We start from the raw sequence: 1,814 nt of genomic DNA on the forward strand, positions 1-1,814 counted from the left end.
TTTTATTAGATTTATTTTAATTCATCAGGTATAAACCAGTAGCTATCTTTATTATGTTTCTCCATGTATTGTTTAAATTCTTTAGATTGATATGCATTAATCACAGCTTTCGCCCAATTGGTATCTTTGTTTGTTACATTTACAACGGCAACAAGTTCAAATTTCTTTAATATATCTTCTGAAAGCAAGCTTGTTTTTGCATCTAGTTTCGATGCATATACAATACTTCCAGGGATGACGCCATAATCTAAATCTGTTAAGGAGCGTGGTATAGTAGCCGAATCCATTTCAACTATTTTTAAGTTATAAGGATTTTGGACAACATCCTCTGCTGTTGCTTTTACTAGCTCAATTCCATCTTTTAATTTAATTAACTTTGCTTTTTGTAGAAGAGCGTACCCTCTCGCAGCATTAGAAGGGTCATTTGGTATTCCAATTACATCGCCTTTTTTTACATTATCTAAAGAAGCTTTTCGTCCTGGAAAAATGCCTGCTAGAACAGTTGGAATGGGAGTTAAGCTTACAAGTTTTGCATTTTTATTTTCATTAAAATTATTCATGTAAGCAGAATGCTGATCAACGTTTAAATCAACTTCACCTTCACTTAAAGCAACGTCAGCTTGTAATAATTCTGAAAACTGTTTGTCTTTGATTGTATATCCTTTTTCTTCTAAGATGGGTTTAATGGCCTTTAAAAAAAGTTCGCTATAGGGTCCTGGAGATGTGGCTACTAAAATAGTTTTTTTCTCTTTACTTTCCGAACTAGTTTCTATACTACATCCAGCAAGTATTACTGTAAATAAGGAAAACATTAATACGAATAATTTCAATTTCTTCATTTTCTTTTCTCCTTTATGATATGAAATGTATCATTCCTAAAACGTTAAGAATAGGTCGAAGAAATATAATTCTTAGTTTATAGGTATGAATAATATGTTTTATATATTATTACGTAACATTAGAGTGTGTCAACCTTAAATTTCCAATTGGTTGGATTTGAATGATGTTGATGGGGATTTTTATAGTTCGGTTATGTGTTGTAAGCTTATAAATTTTCAAGTATTTAAAGGCGATGTAATATAAAGGTAGGGATGATTTGAATATTTAAAAGGGGTATCTAAATGAAAATAATATTGAAATATGTTGCTTATTTTGTGAGTATCTTCTTAATTACATTTTTTATTATGTTTTTAAGTGCAAGATGTGGATTAGCAATAGAGCAAGTAATTTTAATTGGGGCACTTTCGATATTGTTGTGTTTGTTAATGGCATGGGAAACAAGAGATGTTGATACATTTGTACAAGATTAAATCATTTTGTACGGATCTTTTTTAGTTTAATAGTAAAAGAAAGGCTACTTAGAGGAATAAAGTAGTCTTTTTTGTTTTTAATTTATCTTTATATAAAAAAGGGTATATCATTTTAAAAAAAATAGATGTTTATTTATGTCTTAATTTGTCTTTTTCGCATTCTATAATATTGAACTATAAAAACTCTTGTAGAAAAACATAGCTTATATCTTCTCGATTCAAGTTTAATAGAAAGGAAGGTTCATTATGTACGGTAGAGGGTTTGGCCAGAATAGATGTAATTGTGGTTGTTCATTTTCGGATTGTGAATGTCCTATTATTCCTGGACAACCTGGACCAGCGGGACCGACTGGAGCCACAGGAGCAACTGGAGCGACCGGAGCAACTGGAGTACCAGGAACAACCGGAGCAACTGGAGCGACCGGAGCAACTGGAGCATCAGGAACAACCGGAGCCACAGGAGCAACTGGAGTACCGGGAACAACCGGAGCCACAGGAGCAACT

Annotated in this window: 3 protein-coding genes; 2 read left to right on the plus strand and 1 reads right to left on the minus strand. The window is 32.7% G+C overall.

Annotated features, from left to right (window positions below; genetic code table 11):
• Window positions 1-11: 11 nt before the first annotated feature.
• Entirely contained in the window at window positions 12-839 is an 828-nt protein-coding gene (locus tag TX86_RS06545; RefSeq protein WP_042347379.1) for a MetQ/NlpA family ABC transporter substrate-binding protein, read from the minus strand.
• 282 nt (window positions 840-1,121) lie between these two features.
• Here TX86_RS06545 and TX86_RS06550 point away from each other — a divergent pair, with 282 nt between their 5' ends.
• Both TX86_RS06550 and TX86_RS26965 read left to right on the plus strand, forming a co-directional pair.
• Window positions 1,122-1,310: a hypothetical protein gene (locus TX86_RS06550; RefSeq protein ID WP_042347381.1), complete on the plus strand. Its 189-nt coding sequence runs from the start codon at window positions 1,122-1,124 to the stop codon at window positions 1,308-1,310.
• Between the two features lie 246 nt (window positions 1,311-1,556).
• On the plus strand, window positions 1,557-1,814 hold a 258-nt coding region (locus tag TX86_RS26965; RefSeq protein WP_042347383.1), incomplete at its 3' end, for a hypothetical protein.

Source organism: Bacillus massiliigorillae (genome assembly GCF_000380245.2).
Classification (GTDB): domain Bacteria; phylum Bacillota; class Bacilli; order Bacillales; family DSM-1321; genus Bacillus_AD; species Bacillus_AD massiliigorillae.

Bases quoted from the DNA above. Each gene is read 5' to 3' on its own strand.
- TX86_RS06545 (WP_042347379.1), bottom strand. From the start codon at position 839: ATGAAGAAATTGAAATTATTCGTATTAATGTTTTCCTTATTTACAGTA.
- TX86_RS06550 (WP_042347381.1), top strand. From the start codon at position 1,122: ATGAAAATAATATTGAAATATGTTGCTTATTTTGTGAGTATCTTCTTA.